Origin of the sequence: Croceicoccus bisphenolivorans, from assembly GCF_001634625.1 — a bacterium.
In the GTDB taxonomy this organism is placed as follows: Bacteria; Pseudomonadota; Alphaproteobacteria; order Sphingomonadales; family Sphingomonadaceae; genus Croceicoccus; species Croceicoccus bisphenolivorans.
Genome location: NZ_LRSE01000010.1, coordinates 78,993 through 104,591, shown reverse-complemented (window position 1 = coordinate 104,591; position 25,599 = coordinate 78,993). Strand labels below are relative to the sequence as shown.

Annotated in this window: 22 protein-coding genes; 15 read left to right on the top strand and 7 right to left on the bottom strand. The window is 64.2% G+C overall.

What is annotated here, in order from left to right; all coding sequences use genetic code 11:
* Positions 1-68: 68 nt before the first annotated feature.
* Genes A7A77_RS12055 through A7A77_RS12040 form a run of 4 tightly spaced genes read left to right on the top strand, consistent with a single transcriptional unit; the run spans position 69 to position 6,348 of the window.
* Entirely contained in the window at positions 69-2,651 is a 2,583-nt protein-coding gene (locus A7A77_RS12055) for a cyclic nucleotide-binding domain-containing protein (RefSeq protein ID WP_082836095.1), read from the top strand.
* On the top strand, positions 2,651-3,616 hold the full coding sequence (locus A7A77_RS12050; protein WP_245638466.1) for a hypothetical protein: 966 nt from the start codon (positions 2,651-2,653) through the stop codon (positions 3,614-3,616). Before A7A77_RS12055 ends, A7A77_RS12050 begins: the two co-directional genes overlap by 1 nt.
* A 10-nt stretch (positions 3,617-3,626) precedes the next feature.
* Positions 3,627-5,492, top strand: coding sequence for a cytochrome c3 family protein (locus tag A7A77_RS12045; protein WP_066558380.1), 1,866 nt, complete (start codon positions 3,627-3,629; stop codon positions 5,490-5,492).
* Positions 5,493-5,496: 4 nt separating this feature from the next.
* On the top strand, positions 5,497-6,348 hold the full coding sequence (locus tag A7A77_RS12040) for a phosphodiesterase (protein ID WP_066558378.1): 852 nt from the start codon (positions 5,497-5,499) through the stop codon (positions 6,346-6,348).
* On the opposite strand, the gene rpoN is transcribed toward A7A77_RS12040, so the two are convergent.
* Positions 6,345-7,811, bottom strand: a complete 1,467-nt coding sequence (gene rpoN, locus A7A77_RS12035; RefSeq protein WP_066558377.1) for an RNA polymerase factor sigma-54 — start codon at positions 7,809-7,811, stop codon at positions 6,345-6,347. The two genes, A7A77_RS12040 and rpoN, sit on opposite strands and share 4 nt — an antisense overlap.
* 23 nt (positions 7,812-7,834) lie before the next feature.
* Positions 7,835-8,605: an LPS export ABC transporter ATP-binding protein gene (gene lptB, locus A7A77_RS12030; protein ID WP_172799905.1), complete on the bottom strand. Its 771-nt coding sequence runs from the start codon at positions 8,603-8,605 to the stop codon at positions 7,835-7,837.
* A gap of 344 nt (positions 8,606-8,949) precedes the next feature.
* On the opposite strand from lptB, the gene A7A77_RS12025 reads away from it, so the two are divergent.
* The 3 genes from A7A77_RS12025 (at position 8,950) to A7A77_RS12015 (ending at position 12,238) form a co-directional block, all read left to right on the top strand.
* Complete coding sequence (locus A7A77_RS12025; protein ID WP_245638465.1) at positions 8,950-9,354, top strand: hypothetical protein; 405 nt, start codon at positions 8,950-8,952, stop codon at positions 9,352-9,354.
* 120 nt (positions 9,355-9,474) lie between these two features.
* Positions 9,475-10,818 carry a TldD/PmbA family protein gene (locus A7A77_RS12020; RefSeq protein ID WP_066558374.1) on the top strand — a complete coding sequence of 448 codons (1,344 nt, stop codon included), beginning with the start codon at positions 9,475-9,477 and terminating at the stop codon, positions 10,816-10,818.
* A 10-nt stretch (positions 10,819-10,828) separates the two neighbouring features.
* A complete protein-coding gene (locus A7A77_RS12015) occupies positions 10,829-12,238 on the top strand; it encodes a mechanosensitive ion channel family protein (RefSeq protein WP_245638464.1) in 1,410 nt (469 codons plus the stop codon).
* A gap of 47 nt (positions 12,239-12,285) precedes the next feature.
* Here A7A77_RS12015 and ppa read toward each other — a convergent pair whose 3' ends face one another.
* Complete coding sequence (gene ppa / locus A7A77_RS12010; RefSeq protein ID WP_066558371.1) at positions 12,286-12,825, bottom strand: inorganic diphosphatase; 540 nt, start codon at positions 12,823-12,825, stop codon at positions 12,286-12,288.
* A gap of 217 nt (positions 12,826-13,042) precedes the next feature.
* Here ppa and hisS point away from each other — a divergent pair, with 217 nt between their 5' ends.
* The 8 genes from hisS (at position 13,043) to A7A77_RS11970 (ending at position 22,729) form a co-directional block, all read left to right on the top strand.
* Complete coding sequence (hisS, locus tag A7A77_RS12005; RefSeq protein WP_066558368.1) at positions 13,043-14,404, top strand: histidine--tRNA ligase; 1,362 nt, start codon at positions 13,043-13,045, stop codon at positions 14,402-14,404.
* On the top strand, positions 14,401-15,474 hold the full coding sequence (prfA, locus tag A7A77_RS12000) for a peptide chain release factor 1 (RefSeq protein WP_066558365.1): 1,074 nt from the start codon (positions 14,401-14,403) through the stop codon (positions 15,472-15,474). The genes hisS and prfA overlap by 4 nt, the downstream gene beginning before the upstream one ends.
* A complete protein-coding gene (gene prmC, locus A7A77_RS11995) occupies positions 15,471-16,331 on the top strand; it encodes a peptide chain release factor N(5)-glutamine methyltransferase (RefSeq protein ID WP_066558361.1) in 861 nt (286 codons plus the stop codon). The genes prfA and prmC overlap by 4 nt, the downstream gene beginning before the upstream one ends.
* Before the next feature lie 280 nt (positions 16,332-16,611).
* Positions 16,612-17,259, top strand: coding sequence for a DUF4167 domain-containing protein (locus A7A77_RS11990; RefSeq protein ID WP_066558357.1), 648 nt, complete (start codon positions 16,612-16,614; stop codon positions 17,257-17,259).
* A 35-nt stretch (positions 17,260-17,294) separates the two neighbouring features.
* On the top strand, positions 17,295-18,902 hold the full coding sequence (gene lnt, locus A7A77_RS11985; protein ID WP_082836094.1) for an apolipoprotein N-acyltransferase: 1,608 nt from the start codon (positions 17,295-17,297) through the stop codon (positions 18,900-18,902).
* A gap of 41 nt (positions 18,903-18,943) precedes the next feature.
* On the top strand, positions 18,944-20,191 hold the full coding sequence (metK, locus tag A7A77_RS11980) for a methionine adenosyltransferase (protein WP_066558354.1): 1,248 nt from the start codon (positions 18,944-18,946) through the stop codon (positions 20,189-20,191).
* A 76-nt stretch (positions 20,192-20,267) separates the two neighbouring features.
* On the top strand, positions 20,268-20,933 hold the full coding sequence (locus A7A77_RS11975; protein WP_066558351.1) for a lysozyme: 666 nt from the start codon (positions 20,268-20,270) through the stop codon (positions 20,931-20,933).
* 53 nt (positions 20,934-20,986) lie between these two features.
* Entirely contained in the window at positions 20,987-22,729 is a 1,743-nt protein-coding gene (locus A7A77_RS11970; protein WP_066558346.1) for a bifunctional metallophosphatase/5'-nucleotidase, read from the top strand.
* A 5-nt stretch (positions 22,730-22,734) separates the two neighbouring features.
* Here the strand turns inward: A7A77_RS11970 and A7A77_RS11965 are convergent, their stop codons facing one another.
* From A7A77_RS11965 to A7A77_RS11950, 4 genes are read right to left on the bottom strand one after another with little or no spacing between them, the layout of a single operon-like run.
* On the bottom strand, positions 22,735-23,271 hold the full coding sequence (locus tag A7A77_RS11965; RefSeq protein ID WP_066558338.1) for a glutathione peroxidase: 537 nt from the start codon (positions 23,269-23,271) through the stop codon (positions 22,735-22,737).
* 14 nt (positions 23,272-23,285) lie between these two features.
* Entirely contained in the window at positions 23,286-23,921 is a 636-nt protein-coding gene (locus A7A77_RS11960) for a CoA transferase subunit B (RefSeq protein ID WP_066558335.1), read from the bottom strand.
* 47 nt (positions 23,922-23,968) lie between these two features.
* On the bottom strand, positions 23,969-24,751 hold the full coding sequence (locus A7A77_RS11955) for a hypothetical protein (protein WP_066558330.1): 783 nt from the start codon (positions 24,749-24,751) through the stop codon (positions 23,969-23,971).
* Between the two features lie 54 nt (positions 24,752-24,805).
* Positions 24,806-25,513, bottom strand: coding sequence for a CoA transferase subunit A (locus tag A7A77_RS11950; protein WP_066558329.1), 708 nt, complete (start codon positions 25,511-25,513; stop codon positions 24,806-24,808).
* Positions 25,514-25,599 lie beyond the last annotated feature (86 nt).

The following is a 25,599-nucleotide window of genomic DNA, read 5'->3' as shown; positions in this document are numbered from 1 at the left end:
GATCGGAACGGGGGGCAGGCGGACCGGGAATACCGGTGCCTGCTGGCATTGAGGGGGATACGGAAGCGGTGACCGACACCTTCCGGGTTGCAATTATCGGCTCTGGCCCTGCGGGGATGAGCGCGGCCAGCCGCGCCGCCGCTCTGGGCATGCCCCACGTCCTGCTCGAAAAGACCGACCATTTGTCGGACACGATCTACAAGTACCAGAAGGGCAAGCACGTGATGGCCACGCCGTCGCAGCTTATCCTGCGTTCCGACCAGGAATTCGACGCCGGCAAGCGCGAGGACATCCTCGACAGGTGGAATTCGCGCACCGCCGAACTGGGCATCAACGTCAAGTACAATGCCGAGGTGAAGGCGATCCGCGGCACCGGCCCCGCGATCCCCGGCAGCGTGCAGCAGATCGTGAAGCGGAACCGCGACGGCACCAAGGATGTCAAGGAACTTCAGCGTCACGAAGGCCCCTACGAACTTGAACTGACCAGCGGCGAGAAACTGATCGCTGACACGGTGATCCTTGCCATCGGCACGCAGGGCAATCCCAACCTGATGCGCTGCCCCGGCGGCGACCTGCCGCACGTGACCTATCAGCTGGACGACCCGACCGAAGTTCTGGACGAACACGTCATCGTCGTCGGCGTGGGCGACGCCGGTATCGAGAATGCGCGCGGCCTTGCCGAGGATTCGGCGCAGGGCAACGTCGTCTCCATCCTCAACCGCAAGCCGAAGTCCACGAACGTTCGCGAAAGCTTTGCCAATGCAAAAGAACCCAACGCCAAGGCGCTGGTCGAGGACGATGCCGACGGCAAGCTGACCATCCGTTATGAGACCGAGGTCAAGGAACTCGAACCCGGCTGGGCGACCCTGTCGACCCGCGACGGCGAGGAGAAGATCCGCTGCGACCGCGTGATCGCGCGTATCGGTTCGGCCCCGCCCCGCGCTTTCGTCGAGAATTGCGGCATCGCCTTTACCAGCGACGACCGGCTGGCCTTCCCGCAACTGTCGCCGGTATTCGAAACGACCGCGCCCGGCATGTTCGTCATCGGCGCGCTGGCGGGATATCCGCTTATCAAGCACTGCATGAACCAGGGCTATGACGTCGTAGAGTTCATCAACGGCAATACCGACCTGAAACCGGCGGACGAGCCGCTTCTGGCCGAAAAGTTCGCAGGTCTGCCCAAGGGCCGCTCGGTCGACGAATGGCTAGAAGTGCTGCGCACCAGCATCTCGATCCTGAAGGACATGAGCCCGCTGCAGATGCGCGAGTTCATGCTGGACAGCGACGTCCGCAGCTATGCGCCGGGCGAAGTCGTGTTCGAGAAGAACGCACCGGGATCCTCGCTGTTCGCGATTGCCGAGGGCAAGGTCCACGTGCAGATCGACCCGAACGATGCATCGAAGGTCGTGCCCATCCCTGCCGGAACGATCTTCGGCGAAGTCGGCCTGATTTCGGGCCGCCGCCGCGGCGCGACGATCGTGGCGGCAGAGCCGACGATCTGCGTCGAGATCAGCCGCAATGCCGCGCTGAAACTGATGAGCCAGGTCCCGCCCGCCAAGCGCGAGATCGAGCGTATCAGCACCGAGCGCCAGCTGCTGCAGATGTTCGGGTCGGGCCTGACGCCTGCCGACATCGCCGAAGTGGTCGAAACCGCGAAGATCCGCACCGTGCCTGCCGGCACCGCGATCATCAACGAGGGCGAAGAGGGCAAGAACATCTTCGTCATCCGCGTCGGATCGATGGTGGTCGAGAAGGAAGTGGGCGGAAAGCCGGTCTTCCTATCCTACCTGCCCGCCGGATCATACGTCGGCGAAATGGCGCTGATCGACGGCGGCCAGCGTACCGCTACGGTCCGCGCCGCGATCAAGAGCGAGGTCATCGAGATCGACGGCGAGGCGTTCGAGCGCGTGCTCGCCGCAAAGCCCGCGCTGATGGACAAGGCCCGCGGCGAGATGGACGTGCGCCGCCGCACCAACGCGCTGATCGAATCGAAGAAGGACAGTTTCTCGGGCGTCGTCGACCTTTATTCCGAACAGGCGAAATTCCTCGTGTCGCAGGGCCTTGGCGAAGCAACCGACGTGCTGCTGATCGACGAGAAGCTGTGCGTCGGCTGCGACAATTGCGAAAAGGCCTGCGCCGATGCGCACGAAGGGCTGTCGCGGCTGGACCGCGAGGCGGGCAAGAGCTTCGCGCATCTTCACGTTCCGACATCGTGCCGCCACTGCGAACATCCGCACTGCATGGCCGACTGCCCGCCCAATGCGATCCACCGCGGGCCGGACGGCGAAGTCTTCATCGACGACACCTGCATCGGCTGCGGCAATTGCCAGCGCAACTGCCCATATGGCGTGATCCGCATGGACAAGGTGCCGCCGAAGAAACCCTCGCTGCTGTCGTGGCTGTTCTTCGGCAAGGGGCCGGGACCGGGGGAGCCGCCCTACAAGTGGTCCAAGAAGAACATGCCCTACAACGGCGATCCCGCGCATGACGAGGCGCTGGACCGCAAGAAGGCGATCAAGTGCGACATGTGCGCCGGCATCGACGGCGGTCCGGCCTGCGTCCGCGCCTGCCCGACCGGCGCCGCGATCCGCGTTGCGCCCGACGAGTTCCTGACCGTCGCGCGCCTCAAGTCCGAAACGGAGGGCGCGTGATGGCGAGCGTTCCGGGACTTGAGCCGAACGAAACCGCGGCGACTGCCGAGGATACGACCACGACCGATACGCCCAAGGGCAAGCTTGGCCTGCGCCGCCGCACACGCCGGAACAAGGTGACGAGCCACGACAGCTTCCTGTCCTATGCCAACGGTCGCTGGTGGAAGATCGCGGGGCTGCTCTGCCTTGTCGCTCTACTCGCCTATGTCTTCGCGCCCCTACCCGCGCAGCATTTCGGCGGGACGTGGCTCGGATATACGCTCGGCACCATCGGTGCGGGGTTGATCGTGTGGCTGATGCTGCTGGGCGTGCGCAAACGCGCGATGACGCCGGGGACGTGGAGCCTCAAGGCATGGACCAGCGCGCATGTCTATCTCGGACTGTCGCTGATCGTCGTCGCCACGCTGCACACCGGTTTCGACCTTGGCTGGAATGTCCACACGCTTGCCTGGGCGCTGATGATGATCGTCATCGTGTCGGGCATGTTCGGCATCTGGTTCTATTGGACCTTGCCGCAGGCACTGTCCGAAAACCGCTATGACGAAGACGGCGCGGTCACCGAAAAGCAGATGATCGAACAGCTGCGCAGCCTCGACCGCCAGATCCACGACGCGGCCCAGCCGCTGACCGCGGAAGACGCCGCGGTTGTCGAAAAGAGCCTCGAGCAGGACCCCTTCGCGGGATCGGTGTGGAACCGCATAACCGCGCGCTATCCGAACTGCGAAACGCGGCGGGCGTCCGCCACCTTGCGCGAAGCCCGCGCATTCCGCCCGCGCGTGGCCGACGATCCGCTGGACCGGGTGGATGCCCTGCTCACCCGCAAGGAAGCGATGCTGGCCCGCCTGCGCCGACACTTGCGGTTGAAGTCACTGTTGCAATTGTGGCTCTATGTCCACGTGCCGGTGACTTTCGCGCTGCTCGCCGCGCTCTCCGCCCATATCGTTTCCGTGTTCTTCTACTGGTGAGAGCGAGCGCATGACCTTTCTCGTCCGCCAGATCGCGCTGAAAGCCAACGGGGAGGAAATCGTCCGCCCCGCCACGGTGGAGGGTGACACGCTCTCCATCGGGCGCGATGCCGCCTGCGACATTCATCTGCCCGACCTTGCCGTCGATCCCCGCCACGCCCGCGCGGTGATGAAGGACGGCGAGCTGTTCGTGGAATCGATCGGTCAGCAACCGTTCGAAGTGAACGGACGCAGCGTGAACCGCCGCGCGATCGACCTGACACGCGGCGCGGAACTGACCTTCGGTGGCCACCGCATCAATGTCGAACGCGGCGAAGGGGGCGCGCCCGTCTTCACCGTCCGCCGGGTCGAGGCGATTTCCGATGTGTCGGAAGAGAAAGACCTCGGCAGCGTCTACACGTTGAAGGGCCTGTTGCCCGGCAAGCGCATGTCGGCGTGGGGCTTTGCTGTCCTCGTCCTCATCGCCTGCCTTGCCTGGCCGATCGGCGCCTACATGACGCACAAGGGCGAGAAGGAGCGGGGCAGCGGCTATCACGGGGACGAGATCTGGTCTTCGGGCGACCTCACCCTTGCGCACAAGGGGTTGAAGGATGATTGCCAGGCCTGTCACGTCGATGCCTTCGTGGCGGTGCGCGACAATGCCTGCATGACCTGCCACGAGGATGATGCCCACGCGCACATCTCCGGCCTTGCGACAAACGAAGCCACTGCCCGCCTTGTCGCGGCGCGCGGCGAACCCGGCGCGTTCGGGCAGTTCCAGCGTGCCGTGGCCGAAGGTTTCAACCGTCCGGCCGGCAGGTGTGTCGAATGTCACATCGAGCATACCGGCGCCGATGCTATGGAGGACACCCCACAGAAGTTCTGTACCGATTGCCATGACGGGATGAGCAAGAGATTGCCGGACACGAAACTGCCAGATGCAAGCGACTTTGGGACCGGCCATCCCGAGTTCCATCCCGCGTTGATCGCGCAGGCAGGCGTGAAGCCGGTCTACCGGCGCATGGCATTGACTGTTGATGCGCGAGAGGATCACGGCCTCAAATTCACGCATGCCCAGCACATGAGCAAGACCGGCGGCGTTGCCCAGATGGTCCGCCGCCGCGCGGGCGAATACGACGGGCGCGACGCGATGCAGTGCGCCGATTGTCACACGCTCGATTCCACCAAGGTCCGGTTCGAGCCGGTGAAGATGGAGGATTCCTGCCAGTCCTGCCACGCACTCGGGCTGGAGATGATCGACGGCACGACCCGTACGCTGCGCCACGGCAAGCCCGAACTGGTCGCCGCCGACTTGCGCGCCTTCTATCGTTCCGGCAATCTGCCGCGTCCCGCCAGTCTTTCGGGCATGTCGCGCCGTTCGCCCGGTGATGGCGCATCGCAGCGCACGGCCCGCGATTTCGCCCGCGCGGTGCAGTTCTACCCGACCCGCGCCGACGGGGCCGTCACCCGCGTCTTTTCCAAAGGCGGGGCGTGTTTCGATTGCCACGTGATCACGCGCGATGGCCCTGCGGTCACGAACGGCTTCGGCATCGTGCCTGCCGTGCAGAACGATCGCTATCTGGAAAAGGGCTGGTTCACCCACGACGCGCACACGAAGTACGAGTGCACCGACTGCCACGTGGACGCATTGCAGAGCAATGATGCCAGCCGTGTCCTGATTCCCGGACTTGGCGGCGAAGGCGGATGTCGCACCTGCCACGTCGGCGGGACCGGCGCCTCGCTGGCCAAGGTGAAGCATCCGGTCGAAAGCGATTGCGCGATGTGCCACGACTATCACGCAGACGACGGCCCGCCGTGGATGGCGAAGCCTCCGAAGACGCCGAAAACAATCGCCGATGCCGATGCCGACCGGCGCAAGCAGGTGTCGATGAGGTGATGCGATGCTGATTGCCCAGATCACCGATATCCACCTCGGCTTCGAGCCGGACTCGCCCGGCGAGTTCAACCGCCAGCGGCTGGACCGCACGCTGGACCGGCTGGCGAACCTCGATCCCCTACCCGCGATGCTGCTGCTAACGGGCGACCTGATCGATCGGGGCGATGTTGATTCCTATCGCCGGTTGCGGGAGGCGCTGGAGGGGTTTCCGGCCCCCTGGCACATGGCGCTGGGCAACCATGACGACCGCGCGAACTTTGCCGAGGTCTTCCCCGAACACACCTTCACCGACGGTTTCCTGCAATACGAGCTGCGCACCGGCCCGATGCGGCTGCTGGTGCTCGACACGCTGGAAGTCGGACGCCACGGCGGCGGTTTCTGCGACACGCGGGCGAAGTGGCTGACAGAGCGGCTGGACGAGGACGCGGAGACGCCGACGATCATCGTGCAGCACCACCCGCCTTTCGATTCGGGCATTCCGTGGATGACGACAGTACCGCAGGAGCCATGGGTGCAGCGGCTTGGCGCGTGCCTGAAAGATCGCGACAACGTCCACACGATGGTCTGCGGGCATATTCATCGCGCATCGGCCAGCACGTGGATGGGGCTGGAGGTCGTGACGACACCGTCCACCGCGCCGCAGGTTGCGCTGGAATTTGCCGATATCGATGTCGAAACGCCGGACCTGCGCCCGCTGATCGTTGCCGACCCGCCGGCCTATGCGCTGCATTTCTGGAACGGGCGCGAGCTGGTCACGCACTGGGACACGGCGGAAGACCGCACAATACTCGCCCGCTATGACGATAACCTGCAGTCGATGATCGCCCACATGTTCGAGGAACGGCCCGAAGGCTAGCGCGCGCCCTGCAACCGTTTCTGGCGGCGGCGCTGCACCGAACTGCCCAGCCCGATCGCCTCGCGATACTTGGCGACTGTGCGTCGGGCGAGGCTGAAACCCTTTTCCTTGAGTAGGTCGACCAGCGTGTCGTCGGACAGGATCGCGTCCGGTTCCTCCGCATCGATCAGCGTGCGGATCGCGGCCTTCACCGCCTCTGCCGACGCGCCCTCGCCTTCGCCGCCGCCCGCTTTCGCAACGCCGGAGGAGAAGAAGTACTTCAGTTCGAACGTGCCGCGCCCGCAATTGAGGAACTTGTTCGAAGTCACGCGGCTGATGGTGGATTCGTGCATGCCGACCGTCTCTGCCACGTCGCGCAAGGTAAGCGGCACCAGCGCGCTGACACCTTTCAGGAAGAACCCCTCCTGCCGCCGCACGATTTCCCTCGCGACTTTCAGGATCGTCTTCTGCCGCTGGTCCAGCGCCTTTACCAGCCAGTTGGCGTCGGCCAGCTTTTCGCCCAGCCAGCCGCGCGATGCCTTGTCCTTGCCGCAGCCGGTTTTCAGGCTGGTGTAATATTCGCGATCGATCACGAGGCGCGGCAGCGTTTCGCGGTTCAGCGCAATCGCCCAGCCGCCCGCCTTGCCCTGGCGCACGAAAACATCGGGAACGACCGGCGGCGCGGCATCGCCGCCGATGCTGCACCCCGGCTTGGGATCGTAACCGCGCAGTTCCGCGATCATGTCGGCAAGATCCTCGTCGTCAACGCGGCACATGCGTTTCAACTGGGCAAGATTGCCGCGTGCCAGCAGGTCGAGATTGGCGATCAGCACTTTCATGCAGGGGTCGTAACGGTCCGCCTCGATCGCCTGAAGCGCGATGCATTCGGCAAGGTCGCGCGCACCGACACCGGTGGGATCCAGCGCCTGCACCAGCCTCAGGCCCGCCTCTGCCTGATCGACGGAGACGCCAAGCAGTTCGGCGATTTCGGCAAGCGGCAGGGTAAGATAACCGGCCTCGTCCAGCTGGTCGATCAACTGGTGGGCGATGAACTGTTCCGTGGCAGAGCCTCCTCCCGCCCCGATCTGGGCGTGGAGATGATCGGCCAGCGTTTCCGCGCTGTCGCTCGCGGCTTCGATCGCATCGAAGCCTTCCACCACGCCGCCACCCGAACCGCTGCCGAGGCCCGCGCCTGTGTCGACATCGCGGTCCAGCATCTCGCCCGCGATGTCGAGTGCCGCCTCCCCGTCGCCAGTCGCCTGGTCTGGCACGGCTTCGTGCAGGGCTTCCTCGCCCGCGTCATCGCGCCGCTCCTCCCCCTCTTCGCGGGCAAGGTCGATGATCGGATTGTCGGCAACGGCATCGGCGATGAAGGATTCGAGTTCGAGATTCGACAGCGCAAGCAGGCGGATTGCCTGCTGCAGCTGCGGTGTCATCACCAGCGATTGCGTCTGCCGTAGGTCGAGGCGGGGGCCTAATGCCATCGGTCAGGAACTGCGCATCGGCTTCAGAGCGTGAAGCCCTCACCCAGGTAGAGGCGGCGCACGTCCTCGTTCGCGACGAGGTCTTCGGGCGACCCGGCGAACAGCACCTGCCCGCCGTAGATGATGCAGGCACGATCGACGATATCAAGGGTTTCGCGCACGTTGTGGTCGGTGATCAGCACACCGATCCCGCGGCTCTTCAGCTCGATCACCAGATCGCGGATGTCGCCGATCGACAACGGATCGATACCTGCGAACGGTTCGTCCAGCAGCATGATCGAAGGCTTCGCCGCCAGTGCGCGGGCAATTTCGCAACGACGGCGTTCACCGCCCGAAAGCGCCATTGCCGCGCTTTCGCGCAGGCGTGTCAGGCCGAATTCGTCCAGCAGCCGTTCCAGTTCCTGCGCGCGCACGGCTTTGTCCGGTTCGACCAGTTCGAGCACGCAGTTGATGTTCTGCTCAACCGTCATGCCGCGAAAGATCGACGTTTCCTGCGGCAGGTAGCCGAGGCCGAGGATGGCGCGGCGATACATCGGCAGCTTCGTCACGTCCACGCCGTCCATCAGGATGCGGCCGGAATCGGGCTTCACCAGCCCCATGATCGAATAGAAACAGGTCGTCTTGCCCGCACCGTTCGGGCCGAGCAGTCCCAGCACCTCGCCCTTCGCCACCGACAGTGAGATGTCCGTCAGCACCGCCCGCTTGTCATAGCTCTTGGCGATGGACACCACCTCCAGCCCGCCTTGCGGCACAGGCGGCGCTGCGGTTTCTGCCGGGTCTACCGATGGATCGATCGCGGCGAGGGTATCGATGGGTCGTCTCCGAAAGCTTTGCCGGATCGGCAATGTATTGCAGGCACATTCTGGTCCGGCCTTGCCGTCTCATAGTCTTCCCGCGCGCATGTTTGAAGCCCCGCGATAACGGTTCAGCCCGGTTTGGCAGGATTTGTGCATGTCTGGTGTCGAAGGCCGCATCGTCACGTTACGGTACGACCGGGTGAAGACCGACCACCGTGCTTGACGGGGCGGATGCCATCGTGATGTAATGTTTTCGGAAAACGCCTGCGTACGGACACTGTCGAACCGATCGTATGTTCTGTTCGCAACACGATTCGCAAGCGATCGGGAAGGACACCCTGATGGGCCTGATTGAAAAGACCGCCCGGCACGGACACCGGGCCATGCCGACCGATACGGGCGATGCACCTCATGCAAAACGCGGGTGGCCCCAGCGGATCAGTGACAACCTTGCCTATGGCCTGCTGGCTTATACCGGCCTGCAGATCTTCGTGACCATGAAGCAGCTGAAGGAACTCAATCACTCGCTGCTGCCCTATCTTGCGCTCGTCGTGCTGGTTGCCGCGATCATCCCCGCCGCGCGTACGCTGGAACGGCATTGGGTGGCACTGGGGGAGGACGAGATATTCGATCCGGTGCATGAGCGTCGCTTCAAACGCGACCGGCTGATCATCTGGCTAACCGCAATCGGCCTGCCGTTCGCTCTTGCCGGCATTGCCCGCTGCATCGCGCTCGCCAGCCATTGACCTGCTATCCGCTGACCTGAAGGCTATCGACAGCGACCCGTTCGCAGCTTGCCCCGGCGGGCGAGACGGCTTAGTTGTACCCCATGACCATTTCATCTGAAACCAAATGTTGAGCGCCAAATGTTGAACGAGGGCGACGCGCTCGAACGGTGCGCGGATTTGATCAGGTGCGCCCGAACGATTGGCGCGGACGCAGCCGATACCGTCTATGTCGGCAGCCATTCGGAAAGCGTACAGGTCCGCCTCGGCCAGCTCGAATCGGTGGACCGGTCGGAAGCGGAGCATTTCGGACTTCGCGTCTTCGTCGGCCGGAAACAGGCGACGATCGGGTCCAGCGCGGTCGATACGGCCGGGCTGGAAGAACTGGCCACACGCGCCATCGCCATGGCCCGATCCGCACCTGACGACGAATATGCCGGTCTGGCCCCGCAAGACCTGTTGATGAGCGGGCCGACGCCGGATCTCGACCTCGTCTCCCTCGAAACGGAAAGCGAGGCCCTGCGCGCCGCAGCCGAAGCGACCGAGGATGCGGCAAGGGCCGTGGCTGGCATCACCAACAGCGAAGGCGCAGCGGCAGGCACGGGCGGCAGCACGATTGCGCTGGCCACGAGCCACGGTTGCGCACGAAGCTATCGCCAGTCGCAGCATTCGCTGTCCGCCGCCGTCGTCGCCGGAACCGGCAGCGGCATGGAACGCGGCATGGAATGGCGCGTCGCCCGCCATGCAGGCGATCTTCCCGACGCGGCAAGCATCGGCGCGAAAGCCGCCGAACGAGCTGTGGCGCGGCTCAACCCCGCATCCATGCCCAGCGGGGCAATGCCGGTCGTGTTCGATCCACAGGCGGGCCGTTCGCTGATCGGACACTTCGTGGCCGCGATTTCCGGGCCGGGCATTGCACGCGGCGCAAGCTTCCTGCTCGATTGCGAAGGCGAAGCCGTGTTCGATTCCGCCATCACCATCGTCGACGATCCGCTGAAGCAGCGCGGGCTAGCCTCCCGCCCGTTCGACGGCGAAGGGCTGGAAACCCGTGCCACCACCCTGATCGACAAGGGCGTGCTGGGCAGCTGGCTGCTGGATGCCACTTCGGCGCGCAAGCTGGGCCGCCAGCCGACCGGCCATGCCGTACGCTCGGGCGGTGCGGGGCCGAGTGTCGCGTCCTCCAACGCGGTGCTGCAACCGGGCGAGCAATCGGTTGCGGAACTGATCGCCGACATTGGCGAAGGCGTGCTCGTCACCGACCTGATCGGTCATGGCGTCAACGGCGTTACCGGCGACTACAGCCGCGGGGCATCGGGCTTTGCCATACGCGGTGGCGAAATCGTCGGGCCGGTTTCGGGCATCACCATCGCCGGAAACCTGCGCGATATGTTCCGGCAAATGCGCGCGGCAAGCGACCTTGAGCACATCTATTCGGTCAACGTCCCCACCTTGCGGATCGACGGCATGACCGTTGCCGGAGCCTGAGGAGGGGACGGTGATACGCGCGGCGCGCCATATCCTCGCCGTGTGTGTGTCACTGCTGGTCGGCATTGCCCCGGCCACGGCCGCGATAACCGCCCTCCCCGCGCCGGATACCAAGGAAACACCCACTCCGCCCCCGCAACAGGCCGGCGCGATAGAGACCGAGCGGGCGGCCGATGCCGATGCGCGGATTGCCGAACGTATCCGCGGCATCTTCGCCGCGATCGATGATCTGCGCGCGGTAGAGGTAGAGGTGGAACAGGGCGTCGTGCGGCTTACGGGCAGCGTCGCCTCTGCCTCCGATGCGAAGCAGGCGGCCACCATCGCCGCGCGCGTTTCCGGCGTGGTGACAGTCGACAACGCGATCGAGCGCGATCTTGCGGTCGACAGCAATCTTGCCCCCACCGTCAACTCCATCGCCGGCAAGGCCCGCGACTTGTGGCGGATGCTGCCGCTGGTGGCAGTCGCCGTGCTGATCGCGGCGCTGGTGATGCTGCTGTTCCGCTGGATATCCAACCTGTCGGCCATGTGGCGGCGGTTGACGCCCAATCCGTTCATCGCCGAACTGCTGCAAAGCGCGATCCGCTTCGTCGGCGTGCTGGCGGGGCTCTATCTGGCACTCAAGATCCTGGGCGCCACCGCCCTGCTTGGCGCGCTGCTGGGCATATCCGGCGTTATCGGCATCGCCATCGGCTTTGCCGTGCGCGACACGATCGACAACTACATCTCGTCCATCATGCTGTCGCTGCGCCAGCCGTTCCGCGCCAACGACCATGTGGTGATCGAAGGGAACGAAGGCCGCGTCATCCGCCTGACCAGCCGCGCCACCGTGTTGATGACCCTGGACGGCAACCATCTGCGCATCCCCAACGCCACCGTCTTCAAGGCGGTCATCCTCAACTACACGCGCAACCCGCAGCGCCGGTTCGATTTCGATCTCGGCATCGATGCGGATGACGATCCGGTAGAAGGCATGGCCGTCGGCGTCGCAGCGCTGGGCCGGCTGGACTTCGTGCTGAAAGACCCCAAGCCGAGCGCGCGGATCGAACAAGTGGGCGATTCGAACATCGTGCTGAAGTTCCTCGGCTGGATCGACCAGTCGGAGACAGATTTCTACAAGGCGCGCTCGCTTGGCATACAGGCCGCGAAAGCCGCGCTGGAGGCGGAAGGCTTCGCCCTGCCGGAGCCGATCTACCGGCTACGCGTCGATCCACGCAGCGCGCCCCTGCCCGAAGCACCCCGTACCGGGGAGGTTGCCGGACCGGTCGCCGCGCCCGAACCGGCGCCTGCGCGCGACATCGCGAAGGATGTCGCGCAAGTCGACAACACGGTGCCCGAAACGCATGTCGCCGAACTTGTCGAGCGGGAGCGGGCCGCGAGCGGGGAGAAGGACCTGCTCGATTCGAGCAGGCCCATCGAATAACGGCCGGCCCCTGAAGGTCAGCCGCCTGAAAACCGGCTACAGGGCTATCAGCCCTTCTTGCCGTCGTTGTAGCGGTCGATCGCTTCCAGCACGATCCGCTTGGCTTCCGCGGCATCGCCCCAGTTGCCGATACGAACCCACTTTTCCTTCTCCAGATCCTTGTAGTGGGTGAAGAAGTGCTCGATCTGCGCAAAGATGATCGAGGGCAGGTCCTTCGTTTCGCCCACGTCGGAGTAGTAGGGGAACGTCGTGTCGACCGGCACGCAGACCAGCTTTTCGTCGCCGCCGTGTTCGTCTTCCAGGTTCAGCACGCCGATCGGACGGGCACGGACGACGCAGCCGGGGATGAAGGGGCTGCGCGAGATGACAAGCGCGTCCAGCGGATCGCCATCGGGCGACAGGGTGTGCGGCACAAAGCCGTAGTTCGCGGGATAGCGCATCGGCGTGTGCAGGATGCGATCGACGTAAAGCGCGCCCGATTCCTTGTCGAACTCGTACTTCACCGGTTCGCCGCCGGTGGGCACTTCGATGATAACGTTGAGGCTTTCGGGCGGATTGTCGCCGGTGGGGATCATGTCGATGCGCATGGAATTTCCTGTCGTCTCGCAAGGCTGGCCGAAATGGGTCGGTCGTTTCATGCCGCACTGCAGCAGCGGTGGGCGTCGCGCCGCCTCTAGCGCGCAGGGATCGCCTAGCCAAGGCCCGCTTTGGTCTAATTCCGCCCGTCTTCGCATACGCGGCGCGAAAGCCGTGGCCTGCGCCGGTGCTTCCATCGCGCGGGGAACATCGCTAAGGCGCGCGGCCATGAGCGAGAAGATCGACACCCCACAGGCCATTCGCGGAACGCAGGACATCTTCGGCGCAGAGGCTGAAAGCTTCGCCCACGTCGTCGAAACGTTCGAACGCGTGCGCAAGCTCTATCGCTTCCGCCGCGTCGAAATGCCGGTGTTCGAGAAGACGAGCGTGTTTTCCCGCAGCCTTGGCGAGACGACCGATGTCGTGTCCAAGGAAATGTATTCGTTCGAGGATCGCGGCGGGGAATTGCTGACCCTGCGCCCCGAATTCACCGCCGGGCTTGCCCGCGCCTACCTGACCGACGGGTGGAAGCAGTATGCGCCGCTGAAGATCGCAACACACGGCCCCCTGTTTCGGTATGAACGCCCGCAAAAGGGCCGCTATCGCCAGTTCCACCAGATCGACGCCGAAGTGATCGGGGCTGCCGAACCGCAGGCCGATGTCGAGCTTCTGGTCATGGCCGACCAGTTGCTGAACGAACTGGGAATCAAGGGCGTCACCCTGCATCTCAATACGCTCGGCGATGTGGAGTCACGAGATCGCTGGCGGGCCGATCTGATCAACCACTTTGAAGCACATGCCTCGTACTTGTCATCAGATAGTCAGATCCGGCTGGGCAGCAACCCGCTGCGCATTCTCGACAGCAAACACCCCGACGACACCAAGATCGTACAGATGGCGCCTGGGATCGATGCCTATCTTACCGACTCAGCCAGACGATTCTTCGACGATGTCAAAGCGAACTTGAAAGCGGCGAGTGTCGATTGGGTGTCGGCCCCCAAACTTGTTCGAGGTCTCGACTACTATCGCCACACGGCTTTCGAATTCATACCCGACGAAGGATCGCAAGCCGCCGCACGGCTAGGCAGTCAAAGTACCGTACTCGGCGGCGGGCGCTATGACGGACTCATGGAAAGCTTGGGCGGCCCGCATACACCTGCAGTCGGCTGGGCTGCGGGGATCGAGCGTCTGGCCATGCTGGTGGGTGAGCGCAAGATTGGCGGTCCTGAAGTGGTAGTATTTTCCGAAGAAGATGGCCTCGACGACCAGATCATTAAAGTCGCATCCGCTCTCCGAATGATCGGAATTTCGGTCGAAACTGTGCAATCAGGCAGCAAGAAAAAGCGCTTTGCAAAAGCCCAAGGTCTTGAACCGCAAATGCTGTTTGTAATCCGCTCACCCATCGAGGATCGGCCAAACTGGAATCCAATCTTTATCGACCTAAAAAGGGGCAAAGGCGCTCCTGACATTCTCGAAATTGATCTTGAGGACAAAGCTAAGGCCATCCTCGACACAGCAATGATGCTCGTTCCAATTTCACAAAACGAACGCTTCTTTGCTGATTTTGCGGTCTTACCCCAAAAAAGATGAACGTCTCCAACGAACGCCTGGCCCAGATCGCGCAGCGCTTTTCAGAACTGGAAGCACGGCTCGCTTCCGGTACGCTGGAGGGTGACGACTTCGTAAAGGCCAGCCGCGACTATGCGGAACTGGAACCGGTCGCCCGGGAAGCTGCCGACGTTTCGGCAATGCGCGCCGAACTGGCCGAGTTGCGGGACATGCTGGCCGATCCGGAAATGAAGGCGATGGCGGCGGAAGACATCGCCCGCATCGAAAGCGATCTGCCGGATGCGGAAGCCCGCCTTGCCATCGCTCTCCTGCCCCGCGATTCTGCCGATGCGCGCCCGGCGATGCTGGAAATCCGCGCCGGTACCGGCGGGGACGAGGCCGCGCTTTTCGCCGCAGACCTGTTCCGCATGTACGAACGCTATGCCGCAGAACAGGGCTGGAAGGTCGAGACGATCAGCATGAATGCGTCGGACATCGGCGGTTTCAAGGAAGTCGTCGCCAACGTGTCCGGCACCGGCGTCTTCGCCAAGCTGAAGTTCGAAAGCGGCGTGCACCGCGTGCAGCGCGTTCCCGTTACCGAAAGCGGAGGGCGCATTCATACGAGCGCGGCGACTGTCGCCGTGCTGCCCGAACCGGACGAGGTCGACGTCCAGATCGCGGACAACGACATCAAGATCGACATCTACCGCGCATCCGGCGCGGGCGGACAGCACGTCAACACCACCGATTCCGCCGTGCGCATCACCCACTTGCCCAGCGGCATCGTGGTGACTCAGCAGGACGAGCGCAGCCAGCACAAGAACAAGGCCAAGGCGATGCAGGTCCTGCGCGCGCGCCTTTACGAAAAGATGCGGGACGAAGCCCACGGCGCAGAGGCCGAGGCCCGCAAGGCGATGGTGGGCAGCGGCGACCGGTCCGAACGCATCCGCACCTACAACTTCCCGCAAGGGCGGGTGACCGATCACCGCATCGGGCTGACCCTGCACAAGTTGCCGGAGATCCTTGAAGGCACCGGCCTTGGCGAAATGATCGATGCCCTGATCGCAGAGGATCAGGCCGCGCGCCTCGCCGCGCAGAACGAAGCGGCGTGATCGTGACAAGCGTGGCCGAAGCGCTGCGCGAAGCTGCCGCCGCGCTTTCAGCCACAAGCCCGACCGCGCGGCTCGATGCCGAACTGCTGATGGCCCATGCGCTGTGCTGCACCCGCTCTGACCTCCTGCTCCGCCACACCCGTGCAGACGTTCCTTCGGGCTTTGCGGAACTGGTCGACCGTCGCCTGACCGGCCAGCCGCTTGCCCAGATCACCGGCGAGCAGGAATTCTACGGCCTATCGCTAAAGGTGACGCCCGATGTTCTGATACCGCGCCCCGACAGCGAAACGCTGATCGAAGCGGCGCGCGAAGCTTTCGCAGATCGCGCCCCCGCCCGTATCCTCGACTGCGGCACCGGATCGGGCGCGTTGTTGCTGGCGGCGCTGTCGCTGTGGCCCGATGCCCAAGGCGTCGGGATAGAGCGTAGCCCGGCGGCGCTTGCGGTGGCGGCGGACAATGCCGTCCGCACCGGCCTTGCCGGCCGCGCGGCGATGCAGGCAGGGGACTGGACCTGCGAAGGATGGGCCGACACCCTTGGCCGGTTCGACCTGATCCTCGCCAATCCGCCCTATGTCGAAACCGGCGATCCCGATCTTGCCCCCGATGTGCGCGCGCACGAACCCGCCGAAGCCCTGTTCGCCGGTGTCGACGGGCTGGACGATTACCGCGTGCTGCTGCCGCAACTGCCCGCTCTCCTCTCTCCCGGCGGTATTGCCGTGTTCGAAATCGGTTCGCGGCAGGCCGACCCGGTGGCCGCGATCGCACGGGCCACAGGCCTCGATTCGCGGCTTCATCGCGACCTTGGCGACAATCCGCGCGCGCTGGTCTTTCGCGCGGCATTAACAGGCTTTTCCTAAAAGGGGTTGGCAGGGGCGGTTTTTGCCGATAACCCTGTAATTGAACCAACGAACGGACGTAGATTCCCGTTTGAAGGTTTATCCTCCCGTTCCGAATGCTCGATGTCTGCGCAATGCAGATGCGGCTCTGAACAGAGAGGCAGGTCTGTCGTCTGGAGTTTGGGATCGGGCGATTGACCGTCAAGGGCTTGCCCGCGGCATGAGGCTTCGGGCGTTTCCGGCTGAGAGCGCGCAGCGGCGAAATGGTTTCGCCGGCGCCGGACAAGGGAACAGTCTTACTTTGAACAACAATCGTGGCAACAATCGCCGGCGCGGCCGTAACAACCGGTCGCAGGGTGGCGGTCAGCATCTGAACCGTATCGACAGCCGGGCGCGCGGCAATGCCCCCCAGCTGCTGGACAAGTACAAGAAGCTGGCGGAAGAAGCGCACCGCAACGGCGACCGCGTGCAGGCGGAATACTACCTGCAGTTCGCGGACCACTATTTCCGCGTGATCGCGGACGGCAAGGTGCGTCAGGACGAGCAGCGCCAGCGCCGCGATGACGACCGTTCGGATCGCGACAACGACGACGATACCGATAGCTCGGACAACAACGAGAACAACGACAACAACGATTCGGAAGGAGAGACCGAAGCGGAAAACGATGGCGACAATCGCCGCCGCCGCCGCAAGGAACCGACCGAAGCCAATCCGTTCACGCGCGACAATCGCCAGCGCCGCCAGCGCCGTCCGAAGGACGACGAAGCCGCCGCCGACAATGCCGAGACCGAGGAAGCCGTGAAAAGCGACGGCGGGCTCGATCCCAGCGCCCTGCCGCCCGCCATCGGCGAGACGGAGGAAAAGCCGAAGCGCCGTGGCCGCCCCCGCAAGGTGAAGGTCGAGGCAAGCGAAGATGACGCGGATGTGAAGCAGGCGGTTAACGGCTGACAGGCGCGGGGCAAGGCCCTATCGCTGCGCCCGTCATGACTGCCGCCTCCAGCCGCATCGTGCGGCACTTCCGATCGTTGCCGCCCCCGCTCCTTGCCTTTGCGGCAGGGGCGGTCGCGGCAACCGGTTTCCGACCCCTCTCGCTCTGGACCCTCACGCTCGCCGCGCTGGCGATGCTGCTGGGCCTGCTGGCGAACTGCAACAAGGCCAGCCACGCGGCACTGGTCGGGTGGCTGTTCGGCGTCGGCCATTTCTGGCTTGGCAATACCTGGATCGCCACTGCCTTTACCTATCAGGCCGAAATGCCGGCATGGCTCGGCTGGATCGCAGTATTCCTGCTATCCCTCTATCTCGCAGTGTACCCGATGCTGGCCGCGCTTGGCGCGTGGTTCATCGCGCGGCGCGGCGGTACGATCACTCTTGCCCTCGCGCTTGCCGGATGCTGGATCGTGGCGGAATGGCTGCGGGCGTGGGTCTTTTCCGGCTTTGCATGGAACCCGCTGGGCGCGGTAACGCTGGGCAGCTTCGGCAGACCCGGCCTCGCGCTTCTGGCCCCGTGGCTCGGCACTTATGCCCTGTCCGGCCTGACCGTGCTTCTGGGCGGGGCGTGGTACTGGGCGGCGATTGCGTTTCGGCGCGGTGCCCCCCCCTGGAAACCGTCGCTTGCCGCGATTTTCCCCGTAATCCTGATGATGGCGCCATTTCCGCCGCCGGGACAGGGTGAAGGTAGCCTGCCCTTCCGCCTCGTCCAGCCTGACATCCGGCAGGAAGTGCTCAACGAACCGCTGCATTTCGAAGCGAACTTCATCCAGACCGCCGTGCTGTCCGGCCCCGCCGCATCGCAGGACGATACGACCCTGTTCCTGTGGCCGGAATCCGGCGTGCCGGACTATCTGCGCCCCGGATATCCGCGGCGATATTACGTCGCGACGACGTACGCCGCCGATCCCGATGCCGCGCGCAAGCGGATCGGCGACGTGGTCGGACCGGGCGGGATGTTGTTGACCGGAACGGTCGACCTTGTTCTCAACGCAGAGGGAACCCGCGCGGCGGGGGCGAAGAACGTCGTCACCGCCATCGGCCCCGACGGCGCGATCGCAGGCAGCTATGCCAAGGCGCACCTTGTCCCATATGGCGAATACCTGCCGATGCGTTCGATCCTCGAACCGCTCGGCCTTTCGCGGCTGGTGGCAGGATCGCTCGATTTCCTTGCCGGACCGGGGCCGCGCACGCTCGATCTCGGCAAGTGGGGGCAGGCCGGCGTCCAGATCTGTTACGAGATCGTGTTCTCTGGCGAAGTCGTCGACCGCGATTCACGGCCCGACTATATCTTCAACCCGTCCAACGACGGCTGGTTCGGCAGTTGGGGCCCGCCGCAGCATCTGGCACAGGCCCGCCTGCGCGCGATAGAGGAAGGGCTGCCAGTCCTGCGCGCCACGACCACCGGCATCAGTGCGGTGATCGATGCTGGCGGGGTCGTTCGCCAGCATGCGCCGCTACAGACGGCCACCCGCCTTGACGGGAAGGTTCCGCCAGCGCTGGCGCCGACGCTGTTCGCCCGCCTCGGCAATGTTCTGCCGCTTGGCTGGGCAATCCTGTTGATCGTCGCAGCAGTGGTTGCCAGCCGCCGCGCACGACGTTAGAGCAGATATAAAGAAAGCTTTATACGCTCGTCAGGACTAGCATGCGCCGCAACTATCTCTTCACGTCGGAATCCGTTTCCGAAGGCCACCCGGACAAGGTTTCGGACCAGATCTCCGACGCCATCGTCGATCTCATGCTGTCGAAGGACCCAGAGGCGCGCGTCGCCTGCGAAACGATGACGACGACGCAGCGGGTGATCCTGTCGGGCGAAATCCGGTGCAAGCCGATGTACGACGACAATAACGAGGACTGGGCCGGCAACGGCTACTGGGCGCCCGGCGCAAAGGAAGAGATCGAGAACGCCGCGCGCGAAGTCGTACGGCAGATCGGGTATGAGCAGGACGGCTTCCACTGGGAACAGCTGCGCTTCGAAAACTACCTGCACGGGCAGTCTGCCCACATCGCGCAAGGGGTCGATTCGAACGAGGCGAGCGCCAAGGACGAAGGCGCTGGCGATCAGGGCATCATGTTCGGCTTCGCCTGCGACGAGACGCCGGACCTCATGCCCGCCACGCTGGATTACAGCCACAAGATCCTGCACCGGCTGTCGGATGACCGCCACTCGGGCAAGGCCCCGTTCCTTGAGCCCGATGCCAAGAGCCAGGTGACCCTGCGGTTCGAGGATGGCAAGCCTGCCGCCTGCACCGCCGTCGTCGTCTCCACCCAGCACAAGGCGGGATATGACACCGGAGAGCGCGATGCGGAGCTGAAAAGCTACGTAAAAGGCGTGATCGCCGACATCCTGCCGCACAACCTGCTCTCGGAAGAGACCGAGTACCACATCAACCCCACCGGCAGCTTCGAAATCGGCGGGCCGGACGGGGACGCGGGGCTGACCGGACGCAAGATCATCGTCGACACCTATGGCGGCGCGGCTCCGCACGGCGGCGGCGCGTTCAGCGGCAAGGACCCGACGAAGGTGGACCGTTCGGCCGCCTATATCGCGCGCTATCTGGCCAAGAACATCGTCGCGGGCGGCTTTGCCAAGCGCTGCACGATCCAGTTGTCCTACGCCATCGGCGTGTCGCATCCGCTCTCGCTCTACGTCGATACCCACGGCACCAGTGCCGAGGGCGTGACCGACCCGCAGTTGGAAGACGCGATCCGCTCGATCGAAAGCCTTGGCGGGCTGACCCCGCGCGGCATCCGCACCCGGCTGAAGCTGAACCGCCCGATCTATCGCCCGACGGCTGCCTACGGCCACTTCGGCAGGCCGGCGAACGACGGCCTGTTCCCGTGGGAAGCGACCGACCTTGTCGACGAGCTGAAGGCCGCGCTCGCTCGCTAAAATCGCGAGTTTTTATTTTCCTACAGCCTTTGCCGCGCATCATGAGGCGGGTTTCCTTTATCCGGAGACCTGCCTCATGCCTGTTGCCTACGACCCCGCGCGTCCGACTGTCACGCCGCGCATTGCCGCCGAACTGATCCATCATGAAGGCATCGTTCGCGAAGCCTATCGCGATTCGGTGGGTGTCTGGACATGGAGCGTTGGGCTGACCGATGCGTCCGGCCACCGCGTCGGGCGCTATCGCGACCAGCCCCAGCCGCTGCACCGCTGCCTTGAGGTGTACGTCTGGGTGCTGCGCAATCGCTATTTGCCTGCCGTGCTGGAAGCATTGGGGCCGGTGCAACCGCAGGAACACGAACTGGCCGCGGCGCTGTCGTTTCACTGGAACACCGGCGCGATCGGCCGCGCAGAATGGATGCGCCATGTACGCGAGGGCGACATGGCCAAGGCGCGCAAGGCGATGCTGAACTGGAGCCGCCCGGCCAGCCTCGCCATCCGGCGCAAGCGGGAGCAGGCATTGTTCTTCGATGGCCGCTGGGCAAGCGACGGCAGCGCCCTCGTCTACCAGGTTGCCAAGCCGTCCTATCGCCCCTCAAGGCCCGAGCGCCAACAGGTCATGCCCACGCTGGAACTGCTGCTGGCGGGTGGCCCTGCGCGAGAAGTCGAAGAGGTGGAAACACAGGCCATGGCCGCTGCGGCCAAGCCGCGCAGCAACTGGTTCGCGCAGCTTTTCTCCTGCTAGCCGGATTCGCGGGAAGACTATGACAGGGGGAAGGCCTAAAGCTTTGCGACGTCATGATTCGTCGCATCCTCCCCCCCGCCATCCTGCTGTTCCTATCTGCCTGCGCCACCGTGGCGGTGCCGCCGCCTGCGCCCGATCCGGTGACGATCCGCATCGCGGGGATCAACGACTTCCACGGCAACCTGCAACCGCTCAAGACGCCGAAGCAAGTCCGCGCGCCTGACGGAGAGGTCGTAACCGTGCCCGTCGGAGGCGCGGCGTGGCTGGCATCGACCATCGCGGCGGTGCGGGCCCAAAGCCCCTATTCGATGGTGATTTCCGCCGGCGACATGATCGGAGCCAGCCCGCTCGCCTCTGCCGCGTTCCTCGACGAGCCGACGATCGGTGTGATGAACCGCATCGGGGTGGACTTCAACGCACTGGGCAATCACGAATTCGACAAGGGCTGGCACGAATTGAAGCGCATCGCCGATGGCGGGTGCGAGAAATACACGCTGCGCCAGCCTTGCGCGGTAGAGCCGGATTTCGCGGGCGCGGATTTTCCTTTCCTCTCGGCCAACGTCGTCACCGACGATGGCGAGACATTGTTCGCGCCCTACGGCCTGAAAACATTCGGTACCGGCGCGGGCGAAGTCACTGTCGGCGTGATCGGCCTTCCCCTGCGCGACGTGCCCAATCTCGTCACCCCCAGCGGGGTGGTCGATCTCACCTTCGGGGATGAGGCCGATGCCATCAATATCTACGCGCAGGAACTGGCCTCACAAGGTGCCGACGCCATCGTCGTCGCGATCCATCAGGGTCTCTATACCGAGGAACCGGCCGACGCAGACGGGTGCGCGGCCATATCAGGCGACCTGCTCGGTATCCTGACCCGCCTCGATCCGCGCATCGACCTCGTCATCTCCGGCCACACGCACTGGTCCTACGTCTGCGATTTCTCGACAATCGATCCGACCCGCCCGTTCCTCGTGACCAGCGCGGGGTACGGCGGTTCGCAAGTCACCGACATCGCGCTCACCATCGATCCGGCGAGCGGCGAGGTGACGGGCAGAAGCGCGCACAACATGACGGTGCAAAGCGAGGGCAAGGCCAAGGACGGAAGCGCGTTCGCCACCAGCGAAAAGCTGGAGAGGTTCGCTCCCGATACCGGCATCGCCGCCTATGTCGCGCAATATATCGCCGCCGTCGCCGATGTCGAAAAACGGCCAGTCGGGCGCGTTGCGGGCGATGGCACGATTACCGACGATGACGAGATCGAAACCGCGCTTGGCGACATGATCGCCGATGCCCAGCTTGCCGCAACGCGGGAGGCGGGCGCGCAAATCGCGTTCATGAACAATTCGGGCGTTCGGGCCAGCCTCGTGCCCGCAGTGGACGGCACTGTCACCTTCGGCGATATCTACGCCGTCCAGCCCTTCGGCAACACGCTCGTCACCCGTACGATGACCGGGGACCAGATCCTCGCCCTGCTGGAACAGCAGTTCGAAGAGGGAATGAAACGGCAGATCCTTGCCCCGTCGTCCGGTTTCGCCTTTGCCTACGACCGCTCCCGCGCCGAAGGCGATCGCATCGTCAGCGCAACGCTAGACGGCGATCCGGTAAACCCGCTCAAATCCTATCGGGTAACGATGAACAGCTTCCTTGCCGCCGGTGGCGACGGCTTCAAGCTATTTACAGAAGGCACGCAGACGACGACGGGCGGCAACGATCTCGACGCCATGGAGGCGTGGATCGCTGCCGCGCCGCTTCGCCAGCTGCCCGCCGCAAACAGGGTGAGTAACCTCACCCCGCGCTGATCCGGTCAGAGCGCGCCTTCGATCGCGGCGACAAGGTTCGCATCGTCGGGCGTGGTCGTCGGTGCGAAACGGGCGATCACCTCGCCATCGCGGCCCACCAGGAACTTCTCGAAGTTCCAGAGCACTTCCGGATCCTCGTTCGGGGTCATCCCGAAACCGCGCAGCCGTTCGCGAAACGCTTCGGGATCGCCCAGCTTGGTGGGCGCGGCCTCTACCAGCTCGGCATAAAGCGGCTGCTTGTCCGCACCGACAACGCTCGCCTTGGCGAACAGCGGGAAGTTCACGCCGAAGCTGGTTTCGCAGAACGTCGCGATCTCGGAGTCGGTGCCCGGTTCCTGCGCGCCGAAGTCATTGGCGGGAAAACCGAGGACTTCGAACCCGTGCGCGCCATACCTGTCCTGCAGCGCCTGAAGCCCGGCATATTGCGGTGTCAGGCCGCACTGCGAAGCGACGTTGACGATCAGCAGCACCTTGCCCTTGTGCGCGGCGATGCTGTCGGCGGTGCCGTCGTTGCGCGTCAGGGCGATGTCGGAGAGGGCCATGGCGGTTCGCCTCCTTATGAAACGTAGTGCGCGGTGGTCTTTTCTGCCACTTCCTCGGCTGTGACGCCGGGGGCCAGCTCGACCAGCTTGAACGGGCTGTCGTGATCGGCACGCTGGAACACGGCGAGATCGGTGACGATCATGTCGACGACGTTCTTGCCGGTCAGCGGCAGGGTGCATGCGGGGATGAACTTGGGATCGCCGTTCTTGCTGGTGTGTTCCATCACGACGATGATCTTCTTCACACCCGCGACAAGATCCATCGCGCCGCCCATGCCCTTGATCATCTTGCCCGGAATCATCCAGTTGGCGATGTCGCCATTCTGGTCGACTTCCATCGCGCCCAGCACGGTCAGATCGATGTGCCCGCCGCGGATCATGGCGAAGCTGGCCGCACTGTCGAAATATGCGCTGCGCGGCAGTTCGCTGATCGTCTGCTTGCCCGCATTGATCAGGTCGGCGTCTTCCTCACCCTCATAAGGAAAGGGGCCGATGCCCAGCATGCCGTTTTCCGACTGCAGCGTGACTTCCATGCCTTCGGGCACGTGGTTTGCGACCAGCGTCGGGATGCCGATGCCGAGGTTCACGTAAAATCCGTCTTCCAGTTCCTGTGCCGCGCGGGCGGCCATCTCGTCACGAGTCCATGGCATCTTCGGGTTCTCCTGTTCCGATATACTGTTTATCGATTGGTCCGCCGTCAGGCGGCATAGGCAAGGGGTGGGGGCAATTCGAACCAGCCATTGCCGATCAACGGATCGAACGGCGATGGCGCTTGCGGATTGCGCAGGTAATCCATGAGATCGTCAAAATCGCCGCGCCGGTCGCCGACGATGGCCTTTATGCACCAGTCGCCGCTGACAGCGTTGCGGCGCGCCGTCTTCGTTTCCGCCGGATCGCGCGTAAGCAATAGCGTATCGCTGCCCGCCGGATCGAGGCCGGTGGCAGTCAACACCTGGCGGATCTCACCGGCGCGGCTTTCATCCAGCACGCTGGTCCACAACACCGCGATGCCCTTCATGCGCGCGGTTGCAAGCGCCGGCCCCAGCCCGGAAGCGGGAACCGGAAGCGCATCGCCCGGCTGAAAGGCAATATCGCCGGGATCGAGATCGACCAGAATTGCAGGCGGCTGTCCTTCGCAGGGAAGGACGAGTGCCTCGCCTTCGCGTGCGCCCGGATCCGGCAGGACGGACAGGCCGTTGTCCATGCTTTCAGCCGCGAACAAGGCCACGGCCATGAAATCCTCCGTCCAGTTCGGCTGCAGGATCGCCCCACCGCCAGCAGCCGGCAGCGATGGCTTCACATCCACCAGTTCCGGTGCCTGCCCAGTTGCCGGTGCAGCAGCCGGAGCGTTCCGACTATCCACTGTGCGCTTGGCCATGACGCCGCTTGCCATCACCGGAATGGCAGCAGCGACACAGCCCGTCAGGCTGCTGCCGGCAAGCAGCAACGCAAGGACGGGCACGATGCGTCCCGCAGTCATGCGGCAGGGGTCACGACGCATCGATCGTGCAGCGTCAAGCCGCACGCTTCGGCCTCAGGCCGCCGCGCGCGGGCGAGTGGTGACGAATTCGATCTTCTTGTCGTAAGGCGCGCCAACGATCATGCGCTGGACGTAGACACCGGGCAGGTGAATGCAATCGGGTTCCAGCGCGCCGACCGGCACGACTTCCTCCACCTCGACGATGCAGACCTTACCACAAGTCGCCGCGGGCAGGTTGAAATTGCGCGCGGTCTTGCGGAACACGAGGTTTCCGCTCTCGTCCGCCTTCCACGCCTTCACGATCGCAAGGTCAGCGAAAATGCCCTTTTCGAGGATGTAGTCCTCTCCGTCGAAATTCTTGACTTCCTTGCCTTCGGCCACTTGCGTGCCGACACCGGTCTTGGTGTAGAACCCGGGGATGCCGGCACCGCCTGCGCGCATGCGTTCGGCCAGCGTGCCCTGCGGGCAGAATTCCACCTCCAGCTCCCCTGCAAGGAACTGGCGTTCGAACTCCTTGTTCTCGCCAACATAGGAGCTGATCATCTTCTTGACCTGCTTCGTGCGCAACAGCTTGCCCAGCCCTTCATTGTCGATGCCGGCATTGTTGGATGCGACGGTCAGGTTCTTCACGCCGCTGGCCACGATCGCGTCGATCAGTCGTTCTGGTATACCACAAAGCCCGAAACCGCCGCTGGCGATCAGCATGTCGTCCTTCAAAACACCTTCAAGCGCGGCAGCGGCATCGGGGAAGAGCTTTTTCATCGCAGGGACAACCTTTCTTGAGCTTCTGGTTCTGTTTTGCCGGCTATTACGCAAGTCGCTATCGCCTGTCACCCTTTTGCAATTGC

What these genes read in the sequence shown, in the direction of transcription:
- A7A77_RS12040 (WP_066558378.1), top strand. Translation starts at nt 5,497, where the DNA reads ATGCTGATTGCCCAGATCACCGATATCCACCTCGGCTTCGAGCCGGAC.
- A7A77_RS12020 (WP_066558374.1), top strand. Translation starts at nt 9,475, where the DNA reads ATGTTGAACGAGGGCGACGCGCTCGAACGGTGCGCGGATTTGATCAGG.
- metK (WP_066558354.1), top strand. Translation starts at nt 18,944, where the DNA reads ATGCGCCGCAACTATCTCTTCACGTCGGAATCCGTTTCCGAAGGCCAC.
- hisS (WP_066558368.1), top strand. Translation starts at nt 13,043, where the DNA reads ATGAGCGAGAAGATCGACACCCCACAGGCCATTCGCGGAACGCAGGAC.
- lnt (WP_082836094.1), top strand. Translation starts at nt 17,295, where the DNA reads ATGACTGCCGCCTCCAGCCGCATCGTGCGGCACTTCCGATCGTTGCCG.
- A7A77_RS11970 (WP_066558346.1), top strand. Translation starts at nt 20,987, where the DNA reads ATGATTCGTCGCATCCTCCCCCCCGCCATCCTGCTGTTCCTATCTGCC.
- A7A77_RS12045 (WP_066558380.1), top strand. Translation starts at nt 3,627, where the DNA reads ATGACCTTTCTCGTCCGCCAGATCGCGCTGAAAGCCAACGGGGAGGAA.
- A7A77_RS11955 (WP_066558330.1), bottom strand. Translation starts at nt 24,751, where the DNA reads ATGACTGCGGGACGCATCGTGCCCGTCCTTGCGTTGCTGCTTGCCGGC.
- prfA (WP_066558365.1), top strand. Translation starts at nt 14,401, where the DNA reads ATGAACGTCTCCAACGAACGCCTGGCCCAGATCGCGCAGCGCTTTTCA.
- A7A77_RS11975 (WP_066558351.1), top strand. Translation starts at nt 20,268, where the DNA reads ATGCCTGTTGCCTACGACCCCGCGCGTCCGACTGTCACGCCGCGCATT.
- A7A77_RS12050 (WP_245638466.1), top strand. Translation starts at nt 2,651, where the DNA reads ATGGCGAGCGTTCCGGGACTTGAGCCGAACGAAACCGCGGCGACTGCC.
- A7A77_RS11965 (WP_066558338.1), bottom strand. Translation starts at nt 23,271, where the DNA reads ATGGCCCTCTCCGACATCGCCCTGACGCGCAACGACGGCACCGCCGAC.
- A7A77_RS11960 (WP_066558335.1), bottom strand. Translation starts at nt 23,921, where the DNA reads ATGCCATGGACTCGTGACGAGATGGCCGCCCGCGCGGCACAGGAACTG.
- A7A77_RS12025 (WP_245638465.1), top strand. Translation starts at nt 8,950, where the DNA reads ATGGGCCTGATTGAAAAGACCGCCCGGCACGGACACCGGGCCATGCCG.
- A7A77_RS11950 (WP_066558329.1), bottom strand. Translation starts at nt 25,513, where the DNA reads ATGAAAAAGCTCTTCCCCGATGCCGCTGCCGCGCTTGAAGGTGTTTTG.
- ppa (WP_066558371.1), bottom strand. Translation starts at nt 12,825, where the DNA reads ATGCGCATCGACATGATCCCCACCGGCGACAATCCGCCCGAAAGCCTC.
- rpoN (WP_066558377.1), bottom strand. Translation starts at nt 7,811, where the DNA reads ATGGCATTAGGCCCCCGCCTCGACCTACGGCAGACGCAATCGCTGGTG.